The organism is Gordonia sp. L191 (assembly GCF_030077625.1).
Taxonomy (GTDB): Bacteria; Actinomycetota; Actinomycetes; order Mycobacteriales; family Mycobacteriaceae; genus Gordonia; species Gordonia polyisoprenivorans_A.
This window is the reverse complement of record NZ_CP125996.1, coordinates 3,990,762-4,012,732: the sequence shown is the minus strand read 5'-3', so window position 1 is coordinate 4,012,732 and position 21,971 is coordinate 3,990,762. Positions and strand designations below refer to the sequence as shown.

19 protein-coding genes are annotated in these 21,971 nt (G+C 66.2%); 14 read left to right on the top strand and 5 right to left on the bottom strand.

Features of this window, described 5'->3' with window-relative positions; all coding sequences use genetic code 11:
• Positions 1-318 precede the first annotated feature (318 nt).
• From QNM97_RS18110 to QNM97_RS18095, 4 genes are all read right to left on the bottom strand, one after another.
• Positions 319-1,386 carry a PrsW family glutamic-type intramembrane protease gene (locus QNM97_RS18110; protein WP_283819686.1) on the bottom strand — a complete coding sequence of 356 codons (1,068 nt, stop codon included), beginning with the start codon at positions 1,384-1,386 and terminating at the stop codon, positions 319-321.
• 150 nt (positions 1,387-1,536) lie between these two features.
• Positions 1,537-2,196 (bottom strand): hypothetical protein, encoded by a 660-nt coding sequence (locus QNM97_RS18105; RefSeq protein WP_283819685.1) that lies wholly within the window; start codon positions 2,194-2,196, stop codon positions 1,537-1,539.
• Positions 2,197-2,278: 82 nt separating this feature from the next.
• Positions 2,279-4,567, bottom strand: coding sequence for a TPR repeat domain-containing protein (locus QNM97_RS18100; RefSeq protein ID WP_283819684.1), 2,289 nt, complete (start codon positions 4,565-4,567; stop codon positions 2,279-2,281).
• A complete protein-coding gene (locus tag QNM97_RS18095) occupies positions 4,564-4,902 on the bottom strand; it encodes a hypothetical protein (RefSeq protein WP_283819683.1) in 339 nt (112 codons plus the stop codon). The genes QNM97_RS18100 and QNM97_RS18095 overlap by 4 nt, the downstream gene beginning before the upstream one ends.
• Positions 4,903-5,186: 284 nt before the next feature.
• Between QNM97_RS18095 and QNM97_RS18090 the strand changes: the two genes are divergently transcribed.
• The 4 genes from QNM97_RS18090 (at position 5,187) to QNM97_RS18075 (ending at position 8,740) form a co-directional block, all read left to right on the top strand.
• Entirely contained in the window at positions 5,187-5,447 is a 261-nt protein-coding gene (locus QNM97_RS18090; protein ID WP_283819682.1) for a type II toxin-antitoxin system Phd/YefM family antitoxin, read from the top strand.
• Positions 5,448-5,702 carry a Txe/YoeB family addiction module toxin gene (locus tag QNM97_RS18085; RefSeq protein WP_020172205.1) on the top strand — a complete coding sequence of 85 codons (255 nt, stop codon included), beginning with the start codon at positions 5,448-5,450 and terminating at the stop codon, positions 5,700-5,702. It begins immediately after the preceding gene.
• A gap of 121 nt (positions 5,703-5,823) precedes the next feature.
• Positions 5,824-7,308, top strand: a complete 1,485-nt coding sequence (locus QNM97_RS18080; RefSeq protein WP_283819681.1) for an arylsulfotransferase family protein — start codon at positions 5,824-5,826, stop codon at positions 7,306-7,308.
• Positions 7,309-7,417: 109 nt separating this feature from the next.
• Complete coding sequence (locus QNM97_RS18075) at positions 7,418-8,740, top strand: alpha/beta hydrolase (protein ID WP_283819680.1); 1,323 nt, start codon at positions 7,418-7,420, stop codon at positions 8,738-8,740.
• 27 nt (positions 8,741-8,767) lie between these two features.
• Here the strand turns inward: QNM97_RS18075 and QNM97_RS18070 are convergent, their stop codons facing one another.
• On the bottom strand, positions 8,768-9,838 hold the full coding sequence (locus QNM97_RS18070; RefSeq protein WP_283819679.1) for a phospholipase D-like domain-containing protein: 1,071 nt from the start codon (positions 9,836-9,838) through the stop codon (positions 8,768-8,770).
• Positions 9,839-10,090: 252 nt separating this feature from the next.
• Between QNM97_RS18070 and QNM97_RS18065 the strand changes: the two genes are divergently transcribed.
• The 10 genes from QNM97_RS18065 to QNM97_RS18020 all read left to right on the top strand — a co-directional run bounded on the left by QNM97_RS18065 (position 10,091) and on the right by QNM97_RS18020 (position 21,971).
• Entirely contained in the window at positions 10,091-10,321 is a 231-nt protein-coding gene (locus QNM97_RS18065) for a hypothetical protein (RefSeq protein WP_283819678.1), read from the top strand.
• Positions 10,293-11,093 (top strand): DUF222 domain-containing protein, encoded by an 801-nt coding sequence (locus QNM97_RS18060; RefSeq protein ID WP_283819677.1) that lies wholly within the window; start codon positions 10,293-10,295, stop codon positions 11,091-11,093. Before QNM97_RS18065 ends, QNM97_RS18060 begins: the two co-directional genes overlap by 29 nt.
• A 170-nt stretch (positions 11,094-11,263) precedes the next feature.
• A complete protein-coding gene (locus QNM97_RS18055) occupies positions 11,264-12,046 on the top strand; it encodes an arsenate reductase/protein-tyrosine-phosphatase family protein (RefSeq protein WP_283819676.1) in 783 nt (260 codons plus the stop codon).
• A 764-nt stretch (positions 12,047-12,810) separates the two neighbouring features.
• Positions 12,811-14,331, top strand: coding sequence for a sugar transferase (locus QNM97_RS18050; RefSeq protein ID WP_283819675.1), 1,521 nt, complete (start codon positions 12,811-12,813; stop codon positions 14,329-14,331).
• Positions 14,332-14,490: 159 nt separating this feature from the next.
• Entirely contained in the window at positions 14,491-15,558 is a 1,068-nt protein-coding gene (locus QNM97_RS18045; protein ID WP_283819674.1) for a glycosyltransferase family 4 protein, read from the top strand.
• A gap of 14 nt (positions 15,559-15,572) precedes the next feature.
• On the top strand, positions 15,573-16,619 hold the full coding sequence (locus QNM97_RS18040) for a glycosyltransferase family 4 protein (RefSeq protein ID WP_283819673.1): 1,047 nt from the start codon (positions 15,573-15,575) through the stop codon (positions 16,617-16,619).
• The gene (locus QNM97_RS18035; protein ID WP_283819672.1) at positions 16,616-17,725 is read left to right on the top strand and encodes a polysaccharide pyruvyl transferase family protein; all 1,110 of its coding nucleotides are present in this window, start codon (positions 16,616-16,618) and stop codon (positions 17,723-17,725) included. The genes QNM97_RS18040 and QNM97_RS18035 overlap by 4 nt, the downstream gene beginning before the upstream one ends.
• On the top strand, positions 17,722-19,125 hold the full coding sequence (locus QNM97_RS18030; RefSeq protein ID WP_283819671.1) for an oligosaccharide repeat unit polymerase: 1,404 nt from the start codon (positions 17,722-17,724) through the stop codon (positions 19,123-19,125). The genes QNM97_RS18035 and QNM97_RS18030 overlap by 4 nt, the downstream gene beginning before the upstream one ends.
• Entirely contained in the window at positions 19,112-20,545 is a 1,434-nt protein-coding gene (locus tag QNM97_RS18025; RefSeq protein ID WP_283819670.1) for an MATE family efflux transporter, read from the top strand. Before QNM97_RS18030 ends, QNM97_RS18025 begins: the two co-directional genes overlap by 14 nt.
• A complete protein-coding gene (locus QNM97_RS18020) occupies positions 20,511-21,971 on the top strand; it encodes a tyrosine-protein kinase domain-containing protein (protein ID WP_283819669.1) in 1,461 nt (486 codons plus the stop codon). Before QNM97_RS18025 ends, QNM97_RS18020 begins: the two co-directional genes overlap by 35 nt.

Genomic DNA, 21,971 nt, shown 5'->3' with positions numbered 1-21,971 from the left:
GCACCTCGACCATCGATTAATGGCGTTCTGCCGCGGGGCCCAGCCGCCCCCGGATCGCCGACCGGTCCTTCCCCCGATTGCTGGCCTGGCTTCCCCCGGATCGCCGACCGGTCTTTCCTCCGATGGTCGAGGTGCGCGAGCCCGCTAGGGCGAGCGCCTCGAGACCCGGAGAGGCGATAGGTTTCGTAACTACCGCGGGACTGACGAAACCAGCGTCGGCGCAGGCGGTCTCGAGGCTCGCCCTAGTGGGCTCGCACCTCGACCATCGAATATTGTCGCCCCGCGATCGGTAAGTAGTAGCCCAGCGACCGCGAACGCTCACCCCGCCGCCGCCGACTCCACCGGCGCTACCCGCCCTTCCAGCACGCCCCACTGCACGAGCCGGGGCCGCCAGCGGGGTGCGTTGGTGGCGATGGCAGTCGGTGGGACGAGCTCCCGTAGCACGTGGCGCAGGATCAGGTAGGAAACGACGGCGACGAGGATGGAGAAGACGTTGAGTATCACGCCTTCCTGCACCACGTCGGTGAGCGTGAAGTCTTGGTCGGTGACGGTGTTCTTCGACCCGTGCTGACCGAACGACCCGATCCCGTCGTGCACCGAATGTAGGAGGGCCGCGGTGAGCCATCCGAGGAAGCCGACCTTGGTGATCACCCGCCCGGATCGGTGCGCCCCGAGCCAGATGGCCGCGGCGGCGATACTCGCCCACAGCGGATGCCCGGTCTCGGCGAGCGGACGCGTGACCGCCTGCAGCAGATGCGAGTTGGTACCGTCGCCGCCACCCATGTACTGGATGGCCTCGCCGATGCCGAACACCGACCCGCTGATCAGCACCATGAGCACGCCGCGGCGAGGGTCGCCGAATGCCGAGCGCGCGAAGATCAACAGGATGAGCGGCACCGCGATCTTGCAGGTTTCCTCGATGGGCCCGGACAACCACAGGTCGACCGCGAAGGGGAGGTGCAGATGCGGTTCGAGGAGCCCCTCGATGGCCGTCGCGACGCCAAGGGCTACCGCCCCCGACACCACGCCGACGACGATCGTCAGCGGGAGTCGATTCAGCTCGGTGAACCGCAGGTGTGGGGCGACGAGCGTGACGATGCCCGTCATTACCAGTACGACGCCGATCGCCGCGGGCCACACCCACCAATGCCCGGAACCCGAATTCCCGACGATTCCGAAACCGATGGCCACCACCATTCCGGCGACGATCCACCAGAACCATTGATGTGTCAGAAAACGCCAGGGACGCCGATGCCACGCAGGTGGTGAGGATACCGAAGAATCGGGTGCAGATTCGCCGGTCCATCCCATTCCGTCCCAGCGTGCGGTGGTTGATGCGGCACCGTAGGGATACCATCCCGGCGGCGGGACCAGCGAGTTCGTCATGACAGCCTGCTTTCGTCGCACGAGTGAAAGCAATTCTCGCACGCTCGTGCACGATCTGCGGAGGTATTCCCCCGAACGAGGGAATAACCAGCACCGGCGAAATTCTGCTATTCGGCAATCGCGACAAGAATGTCTATCTCGTGCAGGTATTCACGACGCCTCGACGTTTCGACCGACCAGCCCCCGCAGGTTGGTCATCATCCGCCATGTCATCACCGCGCTGATGACGCTGGTGACGTCGATCATGGCCCGGGTGGCACGGCTGCTGGTGGCGTAGCGCTCCCGCAGATGCAGCCGGGTCGCCGACGATTCGTTCGTGGTGACGGGACTCAAGCAGAACGCCCACGTGGTCTCGAAATCCATGTCTCCGGGAGCATCCGCGCCCTGGGACGACACCACGAGCGCGCGTCCGGGTTCTACCTCGGCCACGCGCAGCGCGACGTCGGGGTGCAGCGTGAATGGGTCCCCGACGGCGACGTCCTGCCATTCCGGATGGATTCGGGCGGCGCCGGTGATCTGGCAGCCGACGAGGTTCTCCAGACCCTCGAACGAGTAGAAGCCTGCCTTGTTCTGCCCGAGTTGGGCGATCCACGGCCACACCGACGACGGTGGCGCGGCGATGGTGCAGGCGCGATCGTTCTGCACCTGGGCGGCCGGGAGCAGGTCGTCACCGGGCAATGCCGCCTGGGTTTCGTCCGCCGTCGCACCGAGCCGGCGGTGCGCTCCCGTGATCACCACGGGGGAGAGGCCTGCGACCGCAGCCACGATCGGCGCGAGCAATGCGGCTGTGGCCGTTCGGCGTATCGACATGATGTCTCTCCCGGGTGAACTGTGCGTGAGCGTCAGTTGGATCGCCCGTACCTGCTGCCACTCATTTTGCACCACGGGGCTACTAGGGATTCACCTTTTGATACCCGGTCCGGTAGTAGTCGATCGCGTCCCCACCGGCGAGCGCTTTCAGCATCTCCTCCAGTCGACAGAGGACGGTAGCATCGTTCTCGCCGTTGTCGATCACCGTGTACGGCTTGATCCGACCGGTCTCGGGATCGACGAAATCGCCGCCCGCGGCTGCCACGTGTGGAGGCAGCGGGCCGGTCCCACTGAGAACGTTGTAGATGGCTGTGTTGCTGCTGTCGCCGTTGAGATGAGGTTGGTTGCCGTGGTTATCGGGTGGGACTGACGTATCGGGTGGTGGACCGATCAACAGCTTCTTGAGCGCATCGGTCGCCCCGGTCGCGTCGGCCAGACCGGTGGCGTCCTCGCCGAACGGCGCATACCCACCCGCGGTGGACAGCAGCGTGAACATCTGGTCGACGGACTCGGACTTGCGTTGATAGGCCTCTGCTGCGGCCTCGCGGCCGTATTCGTCGAGGGTGGCGAGCTTGATCCCTCGATCGATGATGCCTTCCACACGTCCTGCGGTGATGAGCTTTTCGTTGGCGTCAGGATTCTGACCGAAGTCGCGTTCGAGCTCGAGCTGGGTCAGCATGGCGCGGCTGTTGATGGTCTGCCCGGCCTGCTCGTCGGTGTTCAGTGTGGCGATGATGTTCGACGCGCCACGCAGCGTGTCTCGATCGAGGCTCGCGACGTGGAACCCTGAATGCTCATCTGCGCCAACAAGATCGGGCAGGTATTCGCCCATGCTGAGCGCCAGGCCGCGCACCAGTTCCGGGTTCACCTCGCCGATGGATTGTCCGTCGGTGCTCGGGATCGCCGACATCAGTTGCCAGGAAGCATCGCTGGCGGTGGCGCGGGCCACCGACTCCATGATGTCGCCGGCCCGGGTCGCACGGATCACGTCAAGCGGGTCGCCGGCGTTCTCGACGCGCATGTCGGTGTCGGCGAAGGTGAACATCAGCGCGGCATTGCGGCCGTCGTCATCCCACTGGTGGGTCAGGACGTCGGTGACGAACTGCATGCCCGTCTGCGGGTCGGCGACAGCGGCATTGATGGCGATCGTGTCGGACGAGAGCGCCCCGATCATTCCCGTGGTGAGTGACTCATCGCCCATGCGGCCATGGCCGTCGACGGTGTAGGACGGATTGTTCGGATCCTGTTCGGCGAGAACCTGTCCGTGTAGATAGGTCTTCGTGGCGTGCATCAGCGCGTGGTCGAGGTCGGTGCCCATCCCGTACTGCCGCTCGCCCATGCCGACGATGCGGCTGATCGCCTGATTGTCGGCGACCCCATTTAGGCTGTAGGAGTTGCCGCCCACACTGGAACCCGGGAGTCCGGGAGTGTTCTTCGTTCCAACGACGAGAAGATCCTTGCGTGTGAGCGCGGCGCGTATCTGCGCGGGGAGGACGGCCAGGCCGCCGGTCGTCGGAACCTCCGGATCGCCGGTGACACTAGCCGTCACATCGTGATGCGACGAGATCTGCATGATGTTGGCCAACCCGCTCTGGGCCTCGGGCGGGAGGGCGCCCAGGATGGCTTCGATCTCTTGTGGCGACTTCCCGTCGAGTCCCCGCAGCAGCGTATTCATGTACTCCATGTGTGACGCCGAAATGGTCACCGGCGCTCCGGCTTCGAGTGCGGCGACTTGTTGCGGATCGAGCCTTCCGGCCTCGACGAGTCGGCGCAACGCCTCCGGTGACAGCGTCGACGGATCGGTCGCGAGTGCTCGGCCGTCGACGCCGCCCTCGGGGCTGCCGATCGAGTCGGCACTGGTGAATCCGGCGATCAGACCGGATCGCATGCCCGCGAGACTGTTTCGGACGTCGGTGTCGGCGGTGATCACATCGGCGACGGCGCCGGTGATCGCCTGGGTGTGGGCAACGATCGCATCCCGGATCGTCAATGTCATCGGACCGGCGGCGCGTGGGTGCGCCGTGAGGTACTCGTCGACGGTGAACCCGGACGCCTCGGCGGTCGCGATTGCGGCGCGCGCACGCCGGAGTGGGGCGTCGATATTCCAATACCCCTGTGTCGCTTGATCGGCCAGATCGGTCAGCGTCTGCGCTACGGTATGTGAAGCCCGCAGATCGGATTCGGCGCGAGCGACCGCGGCACCGGCGGCAGCGCCGGTCCAGTGGGTGCCGTTGTTCATCGCGACCGTGGACCGGTAGCGGGTGAACAGATCCTCGATCGCGGTGCCCATCGCCGTCCAGGCCGCGGCGAGATCGAGCAGTGCCGACGCGTCGTAGGCGAGGACCTCGGATTTCGTCAGCGAGCAGATCATGCCGGGTCCGTCACAGCCCACTCGCCGGTCGCCACGGTGTAGAGCGCCGCGATCTGTTCCGCGTTCTGCTCATCGGAAGCCTCGAACTGCCGCGCTACGTTGATCATCACGTCACCGGTTTCGCTGAGTCGCTCGCGGATTCCCGGTATCAGCACACCGGAGACGACGGCGTGAGCGATGTCGAGCGCCTCGTCGACGGCCTTGACCAGACCCGGGCGGGCCGTGCTGACGGCGTCTTGCCCGGACGTGGCCGGCAACATCATCGCCTCACCCGCCAGACCGTGTAATTCACCTCCGAGCGACTGCAATCTGTCGAGATCTGCTGCCACAGTCATGTCGTCCCCCGGTGCCGAGCAATGCGTGCCGGAAGCCTATAACGCGCGCACCGGCCATCGGCGGGTCGCGACGAAGCTTGTGGATAACTCTGGCCATCAATCTGTTTCGTCAATGAGATACGCCCTTGGTGCACCACCCGGTGAGCACTCCTCGCCCGCAAGGGTGCTCGTGTCTCGAATGAGATCCTCGGGGTGCCGGACCAGTCCGCTTGACTCAGCGCTTTTCACGTTGGGAGCAATACTGGTACCGTATTCTTGTACCACCCAATCAGGAGGGGCGTGTCATGTCTATCAGTGCGAGTGAGGCGCGGAAGTTGCTGTTTCCGCTGATCGAGCAGGTCAACGACGATCGGAGTGCGATCGAAATCGTGTCTCGGAAGGGCAATGCGGTGCTGATGTCGGCCGACGAGTACGCGGCGTGGCAGGAGACGGCTTACCTGTTCAGGTCGCCGGCCAACGCCCGCCGACTGTTGGAGTCCTACACACGTGTCTCCGTGGGGCAGACCGAGGTGCATGACCTCGACCGGACCGACGGGGACGGCTGAGTGCGTCTGGTCTGGGACCAATCGGCATGGGAAGACTATGTGCACTGGCAAACCGCTGACCGGCGACTACTGAAGCGGATCAACACCCTGCTCGACGCGTGCCTGCGCGATGCATTCACCGGCATCGGAAAACCCGAACCGCTCAAGTATGGAGTCCCGGGCGCCTGGTCGCGGCGCATCTCCGACGAACACCGGCTCGTCTACCTCGTCGATGGCGATGACTTGATCATTCTGCAGGCTCGGTACCACTACTGACTCACGGCAATTGCCGGGCGCCCAGCAGCTTCGACTCCAGTCGAGGCCGGTGTGGAATCACGATTCCCACCCGCCAGCAAACTCCCAGCTCTCTGACAGCGGGCCGTCCTACCCTGACCCCATGGCGTCACACCGGTGTCGGGGTCTGCTGTCCATCGCGGGGGTCGCAGTGCTGGGGTCGGTGATCGCCGCCTGCGGCTCGCCGGGAACATCGGGATCGACGTCGTCGTCAGCAGCGTCGGCGGCCGCCCCCACCTACACCGTCAACGTCAACGACGCCGCGGGCGCCACCGGCGGCTACGTGTTCTTCAACGAGGGCACCTCGCCGGCGAGCGCGGTGGTCGGGCAGCGCTCGCACGACGAGCGGCGCGCGAGTTCCCGGGTCGTGATCGCCGACAAGAAGGGTCGCGTCGTGTGGTCACGGACCGCCCCGCCCGGTCAGTCGATGGCCGACCTGCAGGTGCAGCAGTTCCACGGCAAGCCGGTGCTCACCTGGTGGCAGGGCAACCTGGCGTCGGGGCAGAGCGGGGTGGACTACATCGCCGACGAGCACTACCAGATCGTCGCGACCATCCCGGCCGGACCGGCCGGCGCCAACATCCACGAGTTCCGCCTCACCGACAACGGCGAGCACGCATGGATCACCATCTATCAGCCGATCACCGCCGACCTGACCGCGGTAGGCGGCGCCAAGGACGGCACCATGTACGACGCGGTGGTCCAGGAGATCGACGTCGCCACCAGGAAGGTGCTCTTCGATTGGCATGCCTCCCAGCATGTTCCGATCACCGACTCGTTCATCTCGCCCAAAGACACCGTCGACAACTCCGGCGGTATCTACGACCCGTACCACGTCAACGCGATCTCACTGGCGCCCGACGGTCACGTGGTCGTCTCGATGCGCCACACCTCGACCGTCTACAACCTCGACCCCACCACCGGCGCCATTGACTGGCAGATCGGCGGGAAACACTCCTCGTTCGCCCTCGGCAAGGGCGTGCAGTTTTCGTTCCAGCACGACGCCGAGATGCCCGACGCCACCACACTTCGGTTGTTCAACAACAACTCCGACGGTCAGACCACCAACGGTGCGTCGAGTATCGAGTGGATTCACCTCGACGCCGCCACCCACACCACCACGCTCATCCGCAACCAGACCCATCCCGGCAACGTGCGGGCCACCGCGATGGGCAACGCGCAGATGCTGCCCAACGGCGACGTGTTCGGCAGCTGGGGGACCGGCAATCACATCGCCGAGTTCACCCCGACCGGGCAGATGGTCTATGACGTCACCCTGGCCCCGACGGGCAGCTACCGCGCCTACTACCAACCGTGGACCGGTGAGCCGACCGGCGTGCCCGAGGCCGTCATCGGCCACGACGGCATGACGATCCGCGCCGCCTGGAACGGCGCGACCCGTGTTACCCAGTGGCGGGTGCTGCACGGCAGCACCGCCGCCAACCTGACACCGCTGACGACCGCGGCGTGGAACGGCGCGTCGACGCCGATCACGCTGCCGCAGAAAGCTTCCGGCTACTACCAGATCGAGGCGCTCGACTCGGCGGGGAAGGTGATCGGGCGGTCGGTGCCGTTGTCGGCGGGGTGAGATCACCCGTGCGTCCGTCCACCTTTTGAGGGACCGATGTCGCATTGTCACCGCTCGTTGCCTCGGGGCCCGTACGGTGGAGTTGATGCGACAAGTGAGGGGCTCCGGCATGAGGCGACACGCCACGACCAAGCGATCCACGTCGCGCCGAGTGGCCGCCGCGGTGCTTGCCGTGTGTCTCGGGTCCACAGCGGCCGTGGTCGGCGCCGGAGCGGCGCACGCGGTCGACCCCGATCGGCTGCGGCCCGGGTGCGTCTGGCGCACCGCCGAGGATCAGGCGAATCATGTGCAGACCTGCAGCTGGCACTCGGAGTCGCTGGGCCGCGAGGTCACCGTGCAGGTACGTCCGTCTGATCAGCAACCCGGCCAGACCGAACGAGGGGTGTACTTCCTCGACGGGCTCGGCTCCACCCCGGCCTACAGCTCGTGGTCGTTGCCGATCGCCGGTGCGGTCGAGAATTACAGTCCCGCAGACAATCTGGTGATGCCGACGGGCGGGTCGGGGGAGTGGATGACCAACTGGCGTACCGCGCCGACCGGTGCCGCGTCCGCGCCGCAGTGGGAGACCTTCCTCAGCTCGGAACTCCCTGCATACCTGTACTCGAATTTCGATGTGGGACAGCACAACAATGCGATCGTCGGGGTGTCGATGTCGGCGGCACCGGCGATCATCACCGGACTCGACCACCCCGAGACGTTCTCGGTGATGCGCGCCTACTCCGGCTACTACGAGACCGACAACCCGCTGGGGTGGCTTGCGATCTCCCTCATCCAGATCAGCCGATCGGGCATCACCAACGGGCTGTGGGGAATGTGGGGTAACCCGTTGAGCCCCGGCAACAGCTGGGCACACAACAGCGTGGCGCGCCGACTCCTCACCGAGCCCGCCCCACCCCAGACGATCATTGTGTCGACCGGTAACGGCACTCTCTCGCCGGCCGAGATCGACGCGCAGAACGCCGCCGCGGCCACCATCTGGCGTGAGCATCCCGAACAACTCCCGGCATTCCTGCTCTCCTCGGCCGACGGAGTGCTCGTCGGCGGCGCGCTCGAATCCGCGGCGTTCGGCTCCACCCTGCTGCTGCAGGCGGCGACCACCGCTGTTGGGCTTCCGGTGCGCTACCGCTATTCGAGCGGCGGCCACAACTGGCTCGCGTGGGGCGACGACGCACACGCCGACGCAGAGGAGGTCGATGCCGCGCTGGATGCGGCAGCCGCCGGTACCTCAACGACATCGACGCAATCCCCCCCAGTCGCACCGACCTCGCCCACGCCGGAGAGTCCGGTGAGCCCAGCCAACGTCGAGCGCGAGCTCTCGTCTTTGCCGGCCACGCTTCCCGCACCCGTGCGCGACGCGGTCGATACTGCGGCCACGGCCATCGGGTCGCCGGCTCCGCATCTGGCGCCGGCGATCACGTCGGCGCACCGCTGAGCCGGTCGGGGTCACCAGCGAAGACTGTTATCCGGCAACGAATTCCAGATCCGGCCACTGGGCCAGGATGGCGTCGATGACGCTGCGGCGAAGGTACCCGATGTCGTCGTCGAGCGTGACGCCGATGGCGTCGAGTCCGTCGGCGATGTCGCCGTAAGTCACTTCCGCCGTCGAACGCGGTGCGAGAACATAGTAGTACGTGCGCGCGGGAGAGGCGTCATAGTCGATCCACTTGTGGATCACCTGCCCGGGTTCGGACGCGATGCAGCGCCGTTTTGCCCGGCCGCGGACCTTCCACACCAGCACCACGTGGTTGCCCTCGGCGTAGACGTCCTGAGCCGTCTTGCGGTCGCCGTCCGTGCAGAACACTGCGATGTAGGGCTTGCCGACTGTGGCGTTCTCTTCGGTTGTCGCGTAGTGCTTTTCGATCAGCAGGTCGCGCTCGAACTCGGCTTCGGCAGACATGCCGTCGACCGCCGACACCTGCGTGACGAACAGTTTCGACGGGCGAGGCCATTGGTGGACCTCGTGGGTTTGCTCCTCGGGCGCCTGCTCGTCGGGCAACTCCTCGTCGTCCGGCAGGGTGATGGTCGACTGATCGAAGATGTCGCACAGCTCGCGGACCCGAGCGATCGTCAGCTGTGTGGCCCGCTTTTTCCAGTCGGCGAGGCACGAGCGCGCTTCGTCAACCGTGTCGGGACTGTCGGTCAGCACGACGGCCTCCTGCAGCACGGCCTGCGAGCGGTCCGAGACGTTGGCCGACCCGACGGCCACGAAGGCGTCAGAGTCGTCGGTGGCCTCACAGAGCACCATCTTGGCGTGCAGATGCGGCAGCGAATACAGCCGTACGTCGGCCCTAAGCCACGCCAATAGCGAATGGGGGTTGGTCGACTTCTGTTCCACAGCCCGGACCGTGGCGTCGACGATGATCGACGACCCCGATCGCAGCGGAAGGTGGGTGTGCGCGTCGGCGCCCACGTGGGCGATGGCCGCGGTCACCGAGTGCTGCCGAGAGGCGATGAGGGGAGTGAGTTGGTTCCACACCGAACCAGTGAGGAGTCGGGCCGTGCGGTTGGTGCCAAGTCCGAGGGTGTCCACGAGGATTCACAGTAGAGGGCCGTCGCCGTGCTCCACCAGAGTGCGGCCCCCCTTCGATGGCCGAGTCAATCCCGTCGAGCCGCACCCTCCGATGGTCGAGGTGTGAGGCGCCCCAGGCGCCGAACCTCGAGACCCGCCCAGAATGTGGTCGCCTTGCGTAGCCGACCCTGGTCGTGGGTAGGTCCAGAAAGCCCCAAACAACCCCGACCTGCGCCGATCCATCTCGTCGGACCACGAAGGTATGTTTGATAAATGTCCTCCGAGATCCCGCTCGACCGCGACGCCGATGCTGTCGGCGTGCCGAGCCCGACGGATCTGTGGCCTGCGGGCGCCCATGACGAGCCGCCGAAGTCGTTCTTGGAGCAGATTTCCGAGGATGAGGACCTCTCGAAGACCGATCTGGTGGAGGTCATTGCGCATAGCGCCGCGACGATCTCGGCGGCGCACTTATCGGATGCTGCAGGGCATATCGCTGCTTCATGAGGCGCACAAGGAGGAGTACGGATGCGAGGTCGCCGAGAAGACCTCGGGTGAGTCGAGTCTTGCGGAGATCGCCGAGTCTGCGGTGAAGGCGGTGTGCGGAGTCGATCCGCGAGAGCAGTTCGGTCCGGACGGCTCGGACCGGACGGTCGCCGACGTCGGGGCTGTATTGTCGATGTCTCCGGCCGCCGTCAAAGAGATGATCAAGCTGGCCGAGGTTGCCCGCTATCGGCTGCCGTCGACCGGCGCGATGCTCGGATTCGGTCGAATTGACCTGCAACGTCTCAAGATTGTGGCTGCTGCGACCGAACTGTGTGATCCGGAGTTGCTTCCGGAGATCGACGTGAAGTTGTCCGACATGATCGGTTCCCGTGATCAGATGTCGACGCAACGGTTCACCAACATGGTCAAGTTGGTGGTCTCCAAGGTGGATCGGTCGGTGTCTCGGCGTCATCGGGAGCGGGCACAACCTGACCGGGGCGTCGCGATCAGGCCCGATCGATTCCGGCCGGGCCAGGCGTGGATGACCGCGCAGCTGCCCACCGCCACCGGCGCTTTGCTCGGCTCGCAACTCGACGCGATGGCCGACTGCGTTCACAAGGATGACCCTGCGGGCCCTCGCGGGACGATCTTTGTCGTGGCCAACGAGTCGACGCCGGCCGGCGAGCACGACGATGACGCGCTCATCGATGGATACGGTCCGAGCGACGCACGGCATCGGGATGGTCGTCGATGGGCTACGCCGACAACAGTCGTCGTTGGTGACCGCATGTAGGGTCCTGTACCTGGAGTCGAACGGCAGCGTGCGGTTGTGAACGTGATGAAGTAGGGGTGTGCGTCTTACCTCGACGGTGAAGTCGAGGTGATCGAGACGGGTGATGCGCATGCCGAGCTCGGCGGGCCGACGGCGATGCGACAGATCGTGCAACTACTCGAGGAGCATGGGTGAGCGAAGTGCAGAGCATCGCGGGGTCGGTGGGCAGTGGAGAGTCCGATGATCGGCCGTCCTCCATTTTGTTCGTCTGCACGGGAAACATCTGTCGGTCGCCGATCGCCGAGCGCATTCTGCGGACGCTTGCCGGTACTGCCGGGGTGCCGGTCACGGTGTCCAGCGCTGGTGTTGGCGCGCAGAACGGCGCGCCGATGCATCCCCTGTCGGTCGAGGTCCTCGATGAACACGGCTACGACGCAGCCGGATTTGAGGCTCGTTATCTTCGCCCGCAGATCCTCGACGACGCCGACCTTGTGCTGGCGATGACCCGCGAACATCGAGCCGCATGCCAGCGGACGACACCCGTGCGGTGGAAGCGTATGTTCACGCTCAACGAGTTCGTGGAGTTGGTCGGCGAACTCGACGGCGCCGGTCTGTCGACGGTGATCGACTCGCGAGCACGGATTGGCACCAACGCCGAGCGCCTCGACATCGTCGACCCGATGGGGCAGCCGAAGGAGGCGTTCGAGCGGGTATTTGCCGAGATCGAACCACGGGTGCTCGAGGTGGCGGCGTGGGTGGCCGGTGGTTCGGCTGTGGAGTTGCCCAGTGGTCGTGTGCCCAAGCCGGTTGAGCCGGTGGGTGACGACGGTGCGTCGCCGGTGTACCTGGAGTCGGCATCGTCGGGTGACGAAACGCTGTGTACCGGGCTGCGGCGCAATTGGCGGCTGTGCGCCGTCCTCGGCATGTTGTTTGTCGCACTGGTGGTGATCGGCGTCGTTGTGGCCGCCAACTGAGCTGACTTGGTATGTCGCAGAGATGCCGTCACGACGACTCGATTTGCCAATGTGATTCATCGATGACCGGATCTGTCGAATCGTGGAGTCAGTACTTGGACTTGCAGTCGCCCCGGCGTCCTTCTGTGGGCGACTTCTTCGGCATTCTTTGTACCAGAGGAAATCGCGCAATAGCGGATTTATCATAACTGCGGATCCAGTCTCGCAAATAATGCATTCTGGATGCAAGTAGAATGACGCAAATACCGCCTTCTATCTGGTAGTTTACCTGACTGAAATAAGCTCGTCGAGCGCCATGGCGGCAGTGTGAAGGCAATCACACTCGGTGGGATCAAGCAATCTGGACTCTGGTCCGCGACGCAGTCGCCAGGCGGCAGCCCCAGCCTGTGCGTGCTGGTCACGGTCGTGTCGGCGACGTCCCGGCGGATTGTTATTGAGCAAAGCGAAGAAATCGCAGTAGGCCCGTTCGCCGCAGGTGTCAAATGGTGGGGAACTCACAAAAGAATTCCCTTCCGGCGTTGTGGTCAGAGTAAAGCGGGGTTAATGTTGATCCGTACTAAAGATCAATGGGAGCTTGTCAACTGTCCCGTATTGATTGATCCACGTGAACATGGCCGAAAAGTGGTTCGGGGCGGTCATGGCCCGCGCAAGAAGCGTGCGGGTTGGTTCGGCGATGTAGCCGGGCCGCGAGGAGGCCGGCGGTGGCGATGATGCGACCGCACGACCGACATCGCCCCACCTGAGATCTGATCGTGGGAGGTGTGGTGAGTCCTTCAGGGCAAGCATCGGCGCTGGACGTATGGAGTTCAGACGCAACACAAGGCAGCAATCCTGATACCGGAGCACGTCGTAGTCGCCCCCCATGGAGCAAGAAGTACCTGACCCGGCTGGCCATCTCCGATGCGGTCATCGTGATCGCCGCGGTCGCAACCGCGCACCTACTACGGTTCGGCACCGCCAACCCATTCGGTCAGCGAGGACAGGTGGAGATTCCGGCCACAAGTGTGGCCCTCATCCTGATCATCCTGTGGCTCATAGCGTTACGTGTCAACCATGCTCTGGATCGTCGTGTCGTCGGTTCCGGTCCGCAGGAATACAGCCGGGTGGCGACGGCCTGCTTCGCCGTCTTTGGAGCGCTGGCGATCGTCGACCAGATCTTCCGGTTGCAGATCGCACGGGGATTCTTGCTGCTTGCGCTGCCACTGGGCACCGCCGCCCTCCTCGTGTCGCGGTATCTGTGGCGCGGCAACCTGTCTCGCCAGCGTCGCAATCGACTGAACATGGAGAAGCTGCTGGTCGTCGGCAGCCGCGACACCGCGACATCGCTCGTGCACCGGCTCACCCACACACCCCAGCTCGGGTACGACGTCGTTGGAGTGTGTCTCCCGCGCACCGTCGCGCCGCTGCCCCCACACATCGAGGTGGGGGAGCATGAGATCCCGGTCCACGGCGACCTCGACGACGTGCTGGCGGCCGTCGACTCCGCCGACGCGTCGGTGGTGGCGGTCAGTTCGGCCGAGGTCCTCGGCCCCGACGCCATGCAGGAACTGTCCTGGGGCCTGGAGCGCGTCGACGTCGACATGCTCGTCGCCCCCGGCGTCGCCGACGTCGCAGGCCCCCGACTCACAGTGCGCCCGGTTGCCGGACTTCCGTTGCTGCACATCGACAAACCCCGCTACGAAGGCGCCAACCGGTTCCGCAAGGCGCTCGTCGACAGGGTGGGTGCCGCGGTATTGATCCTGGCCCTGGCGCCGGCGATGTTCCTGGTTGCGCTGGCAATCGTCCTCGACACCGGCGCCCCGATCTTCTACCGGGCCACCCGCATCGGGGTGAACAATGCGCCGTTCCAGATGTGGAAGTTCCGGTCGATGGTGGTCGACGCCGACCGCGTCAAAGCCGATCTCCGCGCGCACAGCGAGGGCAACGGCGTCCTGTTCAAGATGCGTGACGACCCGCGAATCACCCGGGTCGGCAAAATCATCCGCCGCTACAGCCTCGACGAACTGCCCCAGCTGTTCAACGTCATCGGCGGCACGATGAGCCTGGTCGGCCCGCGCCCACCGCTACCCGACGAGGTCGAGCAGTATGACGGACGGATCGCGCGACGCATGCTCGTCAAACCCGGGATGACCGGGCTCTGGCAGGTGTCGGGCCGCTCGGATCTGTCCTGGGAGGACTCGATCCGGCTCGACCTCTCCTACGTCGAGAACTGGTCGATCATGCAGGACGTGCTGATCCTGTGGCGCACCGTCCGGGCGGTCTTCGACAAGACCGGCGCCTACTGACCGACCCCAATCTGGACGCCCCAAGACCCCGGACGGCGCCGTCGGGTGCTGAGTAACCCCACCCCCGCGAGTACCCGCCGACGCCGTCCGGTTCATTCCCCACCCCCGAAGACACACACCACCGACATCCAGACCGACGCTTCGAGAAACGAGAACCCGATGTCGTACCCCACCCACACGCCCCGAATCCTGCACACCACCAACGTCTATGACGGCGGCATCAGCCGGGCCGTGGAGAAGATCGTCTCGCTGACCCCGCAATACGAGCATCATCTGCTGGCCGCGGGCGGATCGGTCGGCTCCGGTGCCGCCGAATTCGCGTCGGTCACCGAACTCTCCCGAGACCCGTTGCGCGCCATCGGCGACCTGCGCACCCGGGCCCACCAACTGCAACCCGATCTGGTGCATGCGCACTCCAGCTGGGCCGGATTCTTCTGTCGCGCCGCGGCCCTGCCGGTGCACACGATCTACCAGCCACACTGCTTCGTGCTGCAGGACCCACAACGCGCCGGCTGGAAACAGGGCGTGTTCCGGGCCGCCGAGCAACTGCTGAGCCTGCGCAAACACACCATGGTGGTACTGACGCCCGAGGAGGAGTCGGTGGCGCGGAGCATGATCGGCGTCCGCCTCGGCCGCGCCCACGTCGTGCGCGTACCCAACGCCGCGCACCGCGAACCCGCCGACACGCTGCGCACCGCGACACAGCCGTGGCACGAGCGGGCCCGGGTCGCGATGATCGGCCGGATCTGCCCGCAGAAGGACCCGCGGTTCTTCGCCCAGCTCGCCAAGGCACTACAGCGCAAACACGAAGACGCCGAGCTCATCTGGATCGGCGACGGCGACCCCGACGCCAGGCGACTGCTCGAACACAACGGGGTGACGGTGACCGGCTGGGTCGGCGACGACGAACTCGACGCGCTGCTCCGCTCGATCGACGTCTACGTGCACAGCGCACTGTACGAAGGGTTTCCGCTGTCGGTCCTCGACGCCGCGAGCTACCGCATCCCGACCGTGGTCCGCGATATCCCCTGCTTCGACGGCACCCCACTGGTCTCCGAATCGACGGTCACCGACGTGGCCGAACAGATCCACCACATCGTCGCCGACGACGACTACCACGACGAGGTCGTCGACCGCACCGTGCGCGTGCTCTCGACGATGAACAAGACCAAGCAGCGTCAGGCGTTCGTCGACTGCTACGACGCCTGCCTCGCCGAGGGAGCCTAGCGGTGCGGGTGGGTATGCCGAGGCGCATCCTCGACCGTCACGTCGGCGGCAACACGACCTACGCGCGATCACTGGCCGGGCAACTCCGCGACCGCGGCCACACCGTCGACGGCTTCGGCGGGCTCGGCCACCCCCTGGCCAACACCGTGCGCGAGACCGCAGCCGGAATCCGCTCCGCCGAGCTCGATCTCGTCCACTACGTCGCCGACACCGGTCCGCTGGTGCGTACGCGCATCCCGTCGGTGGTCACCGTCCACGGTGTGGCCAGCAGATGGATCGACACCGGCCGCACCCCGATGGCCGAACGGATCTGGCGCACGCGGGTCGCGCGTGCCATCGACTCCTGCGACCGGATCATCACCGTCTCGCAGGCCAGTGCCATCGATGTCGCGGAAGTGTTCGACGTCGACCCGAACCGCATCGACGTCATCTACCACGGCGTCGAGCACACGGGCATCGAGCACACCGGAAGCGAGCCCGACAGCGCAGACACCCCGGACACCGACCCCCCGGTCCGCACAACCGTCCGCGACCTCGACAACTACATCCTGTATCTGGGAAACCTGGAGCCCCGCAAGAACGTCGCCGCGCTCATCCGGGCCATGGACGACGTCCCCGCTGGGGTGACGTTGGTGATCGCAGGCAAACCAGCGTGGGCCGCCGACGCGATCATGGCCGAGATCGCCGACTCGCCCCGGGTAGTCCACCTCGGATTCGTCAGCGACTCCGAGCGCGAACACCTGATGCGCCACTGCCGGCTGTTCGTCTTCCCCAGTCGCTACGAGGGTTTCGGGCTACCGGTCCTCGAGGCGCTGGCACACGGCTGCCCGGTGCTGTGTTCGCGGCGCGGCGCGCTCGCCGAGGTCGCCGGTCCCGCCTTCGAACTCGCCGAGATCGACGAGTCGGCCATCGCCGCGGGCATCGCCGACGCACTAGCCGCCGTCGCCGACGACGACACCCGCACGAGGCTCGCCGACGCCGGACGTGACTGGGCCCGACAGTTCAACTGGCAGCGCAGCGCCGAGGCGCACCTGGCTGTCTACGAGGAGTTACTGACATGAAAGTCGCCCTGCTGCACTGCTACAGCTCCGACAACCTCGGCGACGGCATGCTCGTCGACCGGGCCGTGGACCTGATCACTGAGGCACTCGGCCCCGACACCGACATCGGCCTCGTCGCTGCATACCCGGAATCCTTTCAGTACCTGGGCCTTCGGTGCGTGTCGAGCAAACCGGGATCACTGGGCGAGGCACGCCGCTACCTGCAGGTACTGCGCAACCTCGACGCCTACGACCTGGTCGTCGGGGTCGGCGGTGGCTACCTGCGATTCGGGTCGGGCGTCGAATCCGCCAAGACCGCCATCGTGCACGGACCGCAACTGCTGGCCGCCGCCCGCACCCACACCCCGACGGTGTACCTCCCGCAGAGCATCGGACCCAGCCGCGGCGCCGCACGACGCCTGGTGCGCACCATGATCGGATCGCTCGACGCCGTGTGCCTGCGCGACGACCGCAGCATCGAGGAGCTCGGCACCGCCCCCAACATCGCACGCATCCCCGACGTCGCGATCATCAGCGGCTCGGTCGCCGACCGCGGCACCGACGACGCCGCGGCACCGGGCCGCACGACCATGCCGCGGGTGGTGCTCTCGGTCCGCTCGGTACGCGGCACGCTGCCGCGTCCGGTCACCGAACTCGCCGCGATGCTCGGCAAATTCGACGGCTACGTGCAGAGCGCGGTCGCCGGGAACAACGACACCACCGTGATGGAGTCGCTCGGCCCGGCCGAGATCCTCACCCCGCGTGAACTCCTCGACCCGCGCGCCGAACCACGCGTGGTGGTGGCGATGCGCCTGCACGCCGCGTTGATGGCCCTCGAAGCCGGCCATTACGTCATCCACCTCGCCTACGAACGCAAGGGTTTCGGAGCCTTCGCCGACCTCGGGCTCGACGCCTACGTCCATCACTTCCGCAACTTCACCCCGGCCGTGGTGGAACAACAGGTCGCCCGACTCCTCGACGATCCCACCGAACGCGCGACCTACGACCGACTGCTCGCCCAACGCGCCGACGCCCACCGCGCCCGGTGGCGCGAACTGCGGGACCGGTTGCGCACCAGCGTCGGCCTCACCCCCGAACTCCACGCACTGGCGGGGCATCCGGGATGACGGCACCCGACCTCGTCGCGCCGCAGGCCGGCCCACCCGGGCGGGCAGAGCAGTCGCGCAGCGCGCCGGCCGGATTGGCGCCGGGTGAACACGGCTTCCGCCTGATGATCCCGTGGTGGTTCCACCCGCTGTGGATCGCCGCGATCTTCGTTGCACTGCTGCCCATCTCGGCTGCGTTGATCCCGACAAGCGCATTCACCCTGTGGAAGACCCCGCGCTACATCGACGCCACCATCGGGATGACCGGCTTCCTCTCCGGCCTGAGCCTGCTGGTGGGTCTGGCAGTGTTCACGCTGCGGGTGCGGCCCGGGGTGATGATCGTGCGGGTCAGTGCCTCGGCCGTGGCGCGGCTGCGTGCGATCGCCGTTGGCGCATTCGTGTTGGCGCTCTTCGGATACGGCATCTGGATCGCCCTGTCATTCCTGCGCGGGACCACCGTCACCGACTTCGTCAACGTGATCACCCTGCAGGAGGGCGCGATCAGCGCGCTGAAGAAGATGAACCCGCCGGTCGCCGGGATCACCACCTTCACCCAACTCGGGCCGGTCGCCGCCGGGGTGATGATGATGCTGCGCCGCATGGGCGTACGCGCCTACACCTGGCAGATGGTGGTCCTCGTCGCCCTGGCCGTCTACCGCTCGTTCTTCTACGGCGAACGCCTTGCGATCATCGAGGTCGGTCTGCCGCTGATCTTCCTGTACTTCGCGGTGCAACCGATGCGCACGGGCACGGCGCCGGGCGCACAGATCGCGCGGGGCGGACCCATCGAACGCGTGATGCGAAAGACCGCACCGTTCTTCGCGATCCCGGCCATCTGGGGTCTGTTCGCGGTGTTCGAATACTCCCGCAGCTGGCTGTACTACCGCAACATCGTGACGACGAGCTTCTCCGAATACATCTCCACCCGACTGGCCGGCTACTACGTCACCACCGCCAACAACAGCGCCATGTACCACGCGGCCGTCGCCGGCAAACCACACGACCCGTACTACTCGTTCGCCGCGGTGTGGGACGGGCCGGGGATGTCGATGATCGCCGGACGACCCGAGATCGCCGGACTCGACCCCCAACAGTGGTGGAAGATGATGCTGGAGAACAGCGCCAACCCCGAGTTCAACAACCAGGGCACCTTCCTCATCACCGACGCCGACCTCGGCACACCGCTGTCGATGCTGTACTGGTTTCTCCTCGGCCTCGCCGTCGGCTACCTGTTCTACCGCGCCACCCAGGGCAGCCTCGTGTCGCTGCTGGCCTACTCGCTGACCATCATGGGTCTGCTCGAGGTGTCCCGGATCATCTACTGGTCCCAGGGCCGGTTCATCCCGATCCTGTTGGCGCTATTGGTGATCGCCGTTCTGCTGCCCGGGCCGAAACGCCGGGAGATCCATGCGTCCGGGTAAGTCGCTGCGGCAGAAGCTGTCCCGGCCGGGCCCACGGGCCCGGGCGATGGTCTTCGGTGCCGGTGACCAGGCCGTGGTCAGTATGGCCAGCTTCTTGTTCCTGGTGATCGCCGCCCGCTACCTCGACACCGCAGAACTCGGCGTGTTCGCCGGAGCCATGGTGTTTTACCAGGCGCTCACGGCGATAGCGCGTTCGGTCACCGGCGAACCACTCGTCGTCCTCTGTGGCGACAAGAGCGGCGGTAGCAACGGCAACGGGCACAACGGCACCGGGGGCAATGGCGACGGCGACAACGATATCGACGCCGGCGAGCTCCGCCGCGCAGTCGTGTGGGTCTCGTTGATCGTCCCGCTGATCCTGGCTGTGCTCGGCGGCATCGGATTCGCCGTCATCGACAACCGGCTGGTGCAGATCTGCTGCCTGTGTCTGGTGGTCTCGCCGATCATCCTGGGCTACGACACCCTGCGCTTCGTCTACATCTCCCGGCTCGACACCGCCTCACTGCTGCTGCTCGACGTCGTCGTCGCGATCGCCCAACTGTCGCTGCTCGCCGCGACCCTCGCCGATGGCGGCAGCGCCGACCAGGCGATCCTGGTGATGTTCGCCGCACCCGTTGTGCCACTGGTCATCCACCTGATCCACGGCGGGATACCGGTGCACCCGTTGCGCCGATGGGTGACGACGGCGCGCCCATACCTCGGTAGCTTCTTTTACGAGTCGGTGTGGGGTGCGCTGCTGCAATGGGCGCTGGTGTTCGTCATCGCCGCGGTGTCCGGGGTCGCCGACGTCGCCGCCTTCCGCAGCGTGATCGTCATCTACGGACTCACCAACGTCGTCACGAACTACCTGCGCAGCGTGGTGTTGTCGCACATCGTCACCCGCGGCCGGCTCACCCGCTCCGACATCGGCACCGATACCGTGGGAATGACCGCGACCATCGCCGTCACCATCGGCACCTCGATGCTGATCCTGCTGATGCTGCCCGACTCGCTGGGCCGTGCGCTGCTCGGCGACACCTGGGCGCACGCCGCACCCTTCATCCTCATCGGTGGCCTGGCGCGATTCTCTGCAGCGATGGAAGCCGTCCCCGGAGTGCTGGTGCGTGCCGCGCGCCAGACCTGGTCGGTGGTGCGGGTGCGCACCATGGTCGGGGCGCTCGCCCTGATCGTCTGCCCCCTCGGCGCCTGGCTGGGCTCGGTCACCGGTGCCTTCGTCGCGATGATCGTCATGTCGTGGGTACTGATCGCGTCACTGTTCGCTCTGCTGGTCTCCCGCGTGCCCGCCGGTGCGCCCGCATCGCCCCCATCCCCACAACCGTTGCGAACCAACCGCGATGACGCGGTCGGTCGCTTCCAGAAGAGCGTCAACCAGAGAGGTAGCAACCATGCGAGTCGAGTCGGTGTCGGTGGACACGAATGACCCAGGACGGGTCGCGCCCGTGCTGGACGCGGTACGCCGCGGCTGGTGGATCGTCCTGGCCTGCGGGATCGTGGTCGCCCTGTGCGGCTTCGGGTACTCCATGCTGCAGAGCCCGGTCTATCGGGCCACCGCTGCGGTGTATGTGACATCCGGATCGGAGGCCTCGGCGCAAACCGCCTATCAGGGATCGCTGGCCTCCCAACAGCGCGTGGCCTCCTACGCCGAACTGGCCTCCTCCGACGAGGTCATCGACCGGGCCATCAGCCAGGGCAACCTCGGGATGACCCGCGACGAGGTGCGTGAGGCATTGCAGACCTCCGCCAAACCCGACACCGTGATGCTCAACATCAGTGCCGACGCCGGCTCGTCGGAGAAGGCCGCGCAGATCGCCAACGCGGTCGCCGACAGCCTGTCGGGATACGTGGCGACCCTGGAGAGTCCGGCGGCGGGCGGTCAACCATTGGCCAAGGTCACCCCGGTCACCCACGCCGAGAGCAAAACTCAGGCCGTCTCACCCAAACCCGTCCGGGATACGTTGTTGGCGTTCCTCATCGGCATCGTGCTCGGTCTGATCGTGCTGTTCGTCAAGAACCGCTTCGACCGCACCGTCACCTCCACCGCCGACCTCGAGGACATCGGGTCGAGCCTGATCTTCGGGTCGCTGCCGTTCTCGACGGACCTGCGCGACACCAGTCTGGTGCCCTTCAACAAGGGGGCCTCGGCACTGGCCGAGGCCTTCCGGATGGTGCGCACCAACCTCGCCTTCGCCAACGTCGACGACCCGGTCCGCGCCATCCTGATCACCAGTGGTGGTGCAGCCGAGGGCAAGACGACCACCGCGGTCAACCTGGCACGCTGCCTCGCCGAGGCCGGCAAGACGGTGATCCTCGTCGACGCCGACCTGCGTCGCCCGGCGGTGGCCACCGCACTCGAGATCAACCCGCACGTCGGCCTCACCGACTACCTCGGCGGCGAGGGCTCGATCATGGAGTTCGTCCAGCCCAGCGGCACCGAGCGGCTCAGCATTCTCGCCGCCGGGTCCGTGCCGCCCAATCCGGCCGAACTCGTCGGCTCGCGCCGCGCGGCCGACGGCATCGCCGAACTACGCGAACGGTTCGACTTCGTCATCATCGACTCACCGCCGGTACTGCCGGTCACCGACGCCGTCGTGATGTCGCAGTGGGTGGATTGCGTGGCGCTGGTGGTGCGTTCGGGTAAGACGCTGGCGCCCGATCTGCGTGCTGTGACCAGCCAGTTCGAGGTGGCCGGTGTCGCGCTGCTGGGCTTCGTGCTCAACGGTGTCCGACGCGGCACCAGCGCCTACTCCGGTGGCTACACCTACTACAGCAACGATCTGGGCAAGCCCAACTCCACCGCATCCGTCGAGGGCTCGACGCCCCGCGGCCGCCTGGGCGCACGGCGGTGA

What these genes read in the sequence shown, in the direction of transcription:
- QNM97_RS18025 (WP_283819670.1), top strand. Translation starts at nt 19,112, where the DNA reads ATGCGTCCGGGTAAGTCGCTGCGGCAGAAGCTGTCCCGGCCGGGCCCA.
- QNM97_RS18065 (WP_283819678.1), top strand. Translation starts at nt 10,091, where the DNA reads ATGTCCTCCGAGATCCCGCTCGACCGCGACGCCGATGCTGTCGGCGTG.
- QNM97_RS18075 (WP_283819680.1), top strand. Translation starts at nt 7,418, where the DNA reads ATGAGGCGACACGCCACGACCAAGCGATCCACGTCGCGCCGAGTGGCC.
- QNM97_RS18060 (WP_283819677.1), top strand. Translation starts at nt 10,293, where the DNA reads ATGCTGCAGGGCATATCGCTGCTTCATGAGGCGCACAAGGAGGAGTAC.
- QNM97_RS18040 (WP_283819673.1), top strand. Translation starts at nt 15,573, where the DNA reads ATGCCGAGGCGCATCCTCGACCGTCACGTCGGCGGCAACACGACCTAC.
- QNM97_RS18080 (WP_283819681.1), top strand. Translation starts at nt 5,824, where the DNA reads ATGGCGTCACACCGGTGTCGGGGTCTGCTGTCCATCGCGGGGGTCGCA.
- QNM97_RS18045 (WP_283819674.1), top strand. Translation starts at nt 14,491, where the DNA reads ATGTCGTACCCCACCCACACGCCCCGAATCCTGCACACCACCAACGTC.
- QNM97_RS18095 (WP_283819683.1), bottom strand. Translation starts at nt 4,902, where the DNA reads ATGACTGTGGCAGCAGATCTCGACAGATTGCAGTCGCTCGGAGGTGAA.
- QNM97_RS18110 (WP_283819686.1), bottom strand. Translation starts at nt 1,386, where the DNA reads ATGACGAACTCGCTGGTCCCGCCGCCGGGATGGTATCCCTACGGTGCC.
- QNM97_RS18020 (WP_283819669.1), top strand. Translation starts at nt 20,511, where the DNA reads ATGCGAGTCGAGTCGGTGTCGGTGGACACGAATGACCCAGGACGGGTC.
- QNM97_RS18100 (WP_283819684.1), bottom strand. Translation starts at nt 4,567, where the DNA reads ATGATCTGCTCGCTGACGAAATCCGAGGTCCTCGCCTACGACGCGTCG.
- QNM97_RS18090 (WP_283819682.1), top strand. Translation starts at nt 5,187, where the DNA reads ATGTCTATCAGTGCGAGTGAGGCGCGGAAGTTGCTGTTTCCGCTGATC.
- QNM97_RS18035 (WP_283819672.1), top strand. Translation starts at nt 16,616, where the DNA reads ATGAAAGTCGCCCTGCTGCACTGCTACAGCTCCGACAACCTCGGCGAC.
- QNM97_RS18105 (WP_283819685.1), bottom strand. Translation starts at nt 2,196, where the DNA reads ATGTCGATACGCCGAACGGCCACAGCCGCATTGCTCGCGCCGATCGTG.
- QNM97_RS18030 (WP_283819671.1), top strand. Translation starts at nt 17,722, where the DNA reads ATGACGGCACCCGACCTCGTCGCGCCGCAGGCCGGCCCACCCGGGCGG.